Raw genomic sequence first — 4,917 nt, 5'->3', positions numbered from 1 at the left:
GATCGTGACCCCGAGAGCCCGCGCCTACATCCGGAACACCCGCGACGACCAGCGACGACGTCCTTCAGGCCGCCGAACCTGGTGAGAAAACCTCATTGTTGCAACACCGTGACGACCCGTCCCGGGCCTACACCCAGGCGTGGCCCGCGCGAGCATGGCCATCGCCGAAGATCCCAGGACGCACGTCGACTCACGCTCAAGGGCAACACCGTCGCAATCGTCACTGACGGTTCGGCCGACCTCGGGGTCGGCAACATCGGCCCTGTCGCGGCCCTTCCAGTCATGGAGGGCAAGGCTGCGCTGTTCAAGCGCTTCGCCGACGTTGACCCCTGGCCCATGTGCAGACACCCAGGACGTCGACCAGACCGTCGAGGTGGTGCGCTGCCTCGCCGGCTCCGGGTCGACGGCAAGCCACTCAACGACGTGCGCATCGTCGTCTCTCGGGTCGGCGCTGCCGGAGCCGCGAGCATTCGACTCCTACACACCCAAGGGGCGCGTCACATCATCGCCTGCAACAGACAGGGCGCGGTGACGCCGACGCCCGAGGCCGACCCCATGCGGCGGTGGATCACCGACCACCCACCCTCACGGCTTTCAGGGCGCCCTGCGCGAGGCACGGCGCGATGCAGACGTGTTCATCAGCATCCCCGGTCCCGACATCCTCACCGGCGCGGACATCGCCACCATGGCCGACGGCGCCGTGGTGTTCGCCCTGGCGAATCCGGTGCCAGAGGTCCTTCCGGTCGAGGCCCGCACGCACGCTGCCATTCTGGCCACCGGCCGCAGCGACCATCCCAACCAGATCAACAACGTCTTGCCTTTCCCGGCGTCTTCCGGGGTCTGCGGGACGCGGCACCAGCGCGATCACCGACGAGATCCTGGTCGCCGCAGCGCTCGCGATCGCCGGGTGTGTCACCCCGAGGAGCTGACCCCAACCTCATCGTTCCCAGCGTCTTCGACGAGTCGGAGGCACCGACCGTGGCAGCCGCCGTGAGTGAGGGTGCCGCAAGGGTCGCGGCGCTCCCGCATGCCGCCGAGGGGATGAGCGCGCCGGCCCCGTGCGTGAGGACACCCGACGGGCCCGCGCCGTGGCAACGCAGCCGCGGCAGTCTCCACGCCAACGAGGACGGTCGGGGATTGACTGCCTCTCACGCTCGGCGTATTTTTCGCAGGACGAAAATTTTCATCCGCGCAACGGAAGGTTGATGACGAGTGGGTAGCCGTTACACGGTGAACGTCTCCATGTTGTTCGCGGAACTACCCCTGCTTCAGCGACCAGCCGCGGCCAAGGCGGCGGGATTCGACGCCGTCGAGTGCTGGTGGCCGTTTCCGACGGCCACCCCTTCCGATCCGGAGGTAGACCAGTTCGTCGCGGCGGTGCAGGACGGTGGAGTGCATCTGGTCGGTCTGAACTTCTTCGCCGGCGACATGCCCGCCGGCGATCGGGGCGTCGTGTCGTGGCCAGGGCGCGCCAGCGAGTTGCGCGACAGCGTCGCCACCGCCGTGGCCATCGGTGAGCGGCTCGGGTGCCGTGCCTTCAATGCGCTGTACGGCAACCGTCGCGAGGACTCCACGCCCGAGGAGCAGGACGAGCTGGCCGTGGCCAATCTTGCCCATGCCGGCAGGGCCGCTGCCGCTATCGGTGGCACCGTGCTGGTCGAGCCGGTGAGCGGTGCCCCGCTCTACCCCCTGCGCACCGCGCAGGACGCGCTCAGCGTCATCGATCGAGTCGCGCGCGAGACCGGGGTCGAGAATCTCGGTTTCCTGTGCGACCTCTACCACTTGGCCGTCAACGCCGACGATCTCGATGCCGTGATCGCCACGTTCGCCAACCGGGTCGCGCACGTGCAGATCGCAGACGCGCCCGGACGCCACGAGCCCGGCACCGGCCTGCTCGACATCGGCGGCTACCTCGCCAAGCTGCAGGCAGCGGGTTACGGCGGGTGGGTCGGCTTGGAGTACAAGCCCAGCAGGTCGAGCGCCGAGAGCTTCGGCTGGGTTCCGATCGCCGACCGCGCCGCCGCGGGCGCCCGCTGAGGGCACCCCGGTCGCCAAGATGAAGGAGACGCACATGACAACCGTTGCTGTCATCGGTCTGGGCATCATGGGCGCCCCGATGGCTACCAACCTGGTCACGGCCGGGTTCGACGTCATCGGGTACAACCGCTCGCCCCACAAGGGCGGGAGGCTCGTGGCCGTCGGCGGCCGGACTGCCTCCGGGCTCGCCAAGGCAGTGCGCGGCGCCGACGTGGTGCTCACCATGCTGCCGGACTCCCCCGACGTCGAGGAGGTGGTGCTCGGCGACCAGGGTGTGCTGGCCTTCGCCGCCCCGGGCACGCTCCTGATCGACGCGAGCACCATCCGGCCCGACGTGTCGGTGCGGATCGCTGACGCGGCGGCCGCCCGCGGCATCCGGGCGGTCGACGCACCGGTGTCCGGCGGCGAGGCAGGCGCCGTCGAGGGGAACCTCTCGATCATGGTCGGCGGTGAGGAGGCCGACGTCGAAGCGGCCCGGCCCGTGCTGAACGCCGTCGGCTCCACGGTAGTGCACGTCGGACCCTCCGGCTCAGGACAGACCGTCAAGGCGGCGAACCAGCTGATCGTCGCCGGCACCATCGGCCTCGTCGCCGAGGCCCTCGTCTTCCTGGAGGCCCACGGTGTCGACACCAAGGGCGCCGTCCAGGTGCTCGCCGGCGGCCTGGCGGGCAACCGCATCCTCGACCGCAAGGCAACGAGCATGCTCGCCCGCGACTTCCAACCGGGATTCCGGGTCGATCTGCACCACAAAGACCTGGGCATCGTGATCTCCGCGGCGCGTGAGGCCGGGGTCGCAACCCCACTGGGCGCCGTGGTCGCTCAGCTCATGGGCGCGTTGCGAGCCAACGGCCACGGGTCCCTGGACCACTCCGCGCTCCTGCTCATGATCGAGCAGCTCTCCGGACGCATTCACGCCTGACCCGGTCTCCGTCGTCCGCCGTTCCTTTCGTCAATCGCAGCAGACCCCGCCCCGAGGGGCAGGTCCATCGAGGAGTCACCCATGCCCCGTATGACCGCCGTGGACGCCGCCGTGCTGGTCCTGCAGCGCGAGGGCATCACGCATGCTTTCGGGCTGCCTGGTGCAGCCATCAATCCCTTCTATGCCGCCATGGCCCGCCGGCCGGGAATCAAGCACGTCTTGGCACGCCACGTCGAAGCCGCTTCGCACATGGCGGAGGGTTACACCCGCACCCGGCCAGGCAACATCGGGCTGTGCGTGGGCACCTCAGGCCCCGCAGGAACGGACATGATCACCGGCCTCTACTCGGCGTGGGCGGACTCGGTGCCCATCCTCTGTCTCACCGGACAGGCGCCGGTGTCCAAGCTGCACAAGGAGGACTTCCAGGCGGTCGACATCGCGTCCATCGCCGCGCCGGTCACCAAGATGGCGGTGACGGTGCTGGAGCCCGCCCAGGTGGTCGGCGCCATCCAGAAGGCCTTCCACCTGATGCGCTCAGGCCGTCCCGGACCGGTGCTCCTCGACCTGCCCATCGACGTGCAGATGGCTGAGATCGACTTCGACATCGACACCTACGAACCGTTGCCGGCGTACAAGCCGAGTGCCACGCGCGGCCAGTGCGAGAAGGTGCTCGACATGCTCGCCGGTGGCCAGCGCCCGCTGCTGATCAGCGGGGGCGGGATCATCAATGCCGACGCAGCTGACCTGCTCGTCGAGCTTGCCGAGGTACTCGACATCCCGGTGATCCCGACGCTGATGGGATGGGGATCCATTCCGGACGATCACCGTCTGATGGCTGGCATGGCAGGCCTGCAGACCTCGCACCGCTGCGGCAATGCCAACCTGCTGGCCTCGGACGTCGTGCTCGGCATCGGGAACCGCTGGGCAAACCGGCACACCGGCGGGTTGGAGACCTACACGCGCGGCCGGAAGTTCATCCACATCGACATAGAGCCCATGCAGATCGGCCGCGTGTTCCCCCCTGACCTCGGTATCACCTCCGACGCCAAGGCGGCACTGACCACGCTCGTCGAGATCGCCAAGGAACGGCGGGCCGCCCAACTGCTGCCCGACCGGACGGCCTGGGTCGATGAGTGCCTCGGGCGCAAGGCCACGCTGCATCGTCGCACCCACTTCGACAACGTGCCGGTCAAGCCCCAGCGCGTGTACGAGGAGATGAACAAGGCCTTCGACAAGGACACCCGCTACGTCAGCAGCATCGGACTGTCGCAGATCGCGGCAGCCCAGTTCCTGCACGTCTACCGGCCCCGACACTGGATCAACTGCGGCCAGGCCGGCCCGCTGGGATGGACGCTGCCCGCCGCATTGGGTGTCTGCGCAGCGGACCCCGAGGCGACCGTCGTGGCACTGTCCGGCGACTATGACTTCCAGTTCATGCTCGAGGAGTTGGCCGTCGGGGCGCAGTTCAACCTGCCCTACATCCACGTGGTCGTGAACAACTCCTACCTCGGGCTCATCCGGCAGGCACAGCGGGCCTTCGACATGGACTACTGCGTCCAGTTGTCCTTCGACAACATCAACGCCCCCGAGCTCGGTGGCTACGGAGTCGACCACGTCAAGGTGGCAGAAGGGCTGGGATGCAAGGCGATCCGAGTGCACGAGCCGGACGACATGCTGCCGGCCTTCGAGTCGGCCAAGAAGCTGATGGCCGAGTACCGGGTGCCGGTGGTCGTCGAGATCATTCTCGAGCGGATCACCAACATCGCCATGGGCGGGGACATCGACGCCGTCCATGAGTTCGAGGACCTGGCTACCGCCGGAGACCAGGCGCCCACGGCCCTGGCCTGACCGGCCCCGTCTCGGTCTGGGGTGTACCAATGATCTTGGACAGTGACTCGCTGCTGAGAGGATCTGTCCATGCCAGAGCAGCGGCGAAGGTTCAGCCCGCAGTTCAAGGCCGA

At 68.2% G+C, this 4,917-nt stretch carries 4 protein-coding genes and 1 pseudogene; all 5 read left to right on the top strand.

What is annotated here, in order from left to right; all coding sequences use genetic code 11:
• Nucleotides 1–81: 81 nt before the first annotated feature.
• Nucleotides 82–318: pseudogene (locus tag ACYVG5_RS21265) on the top strand (hypothetical protein); the annotation flags it as partial.
• A gap of 313 nt (nt 319–631) precedes the next feature.
• Complete coding sequence (locus ACYVG5_RS21260; protein WP_222050762.1) at nt 632–994, top strand: Rossmann-fold NAD(P)-binding domain-containing protein; 363 nt, start codon at nt 632–634, stop codon at nt 992–994.
• Between the two features lie 236 nt (nt 995–1,230).
• Nucleotides 1,231–2,037 (top strand): hydroxypyruvate isomerase family protein, encoded by an 807-nt coding sequence (locus ACYVG5_RS21255; protein ID WP_460683529.1) that lies wholly within the window; start codon nt 1,231–1,233, stop codon nt 2,035–2,037.
• Nucleotides 2,038–2,056: 19 nt separating this feature from the next.
• Complete coding sequence (locus ACYVG5_RS21250) at nt 2,057–2,956, top strand: 2-hydroxy-3-oxopropionate reductase (protein WP_460683528.1); 900 nt, start codon at nt 2,057–2,059, stop codon at nt 2,954–2,956.
• An 81-nt stretch (nt 2,957–3,037) separates the two neighbouring features.
• Nucleotides 3,038–4,804 carry a glyoxylate carboligase gene (gene gcl, locus ACYVG5_RS21245; protein ID WP_222050764.1) on the top strand — a complete coding sequence of 589 codons (1,767 nt, stop codon included), beginning with the start codon at nt 3,038–3,040 and terminating at the stop codon, nt 4,802–4,804.
• Nucleotides 4,805–4,917: the final 113 nt, after the last annotated feature.

It is taken from the genome of Modestobacter lapidis, assembly GCF_054780755.1.
Note: the sequence above shows the minus strand (reverse complement) of the source record. Positions and strands in the feature narration are given on the sequence as shown.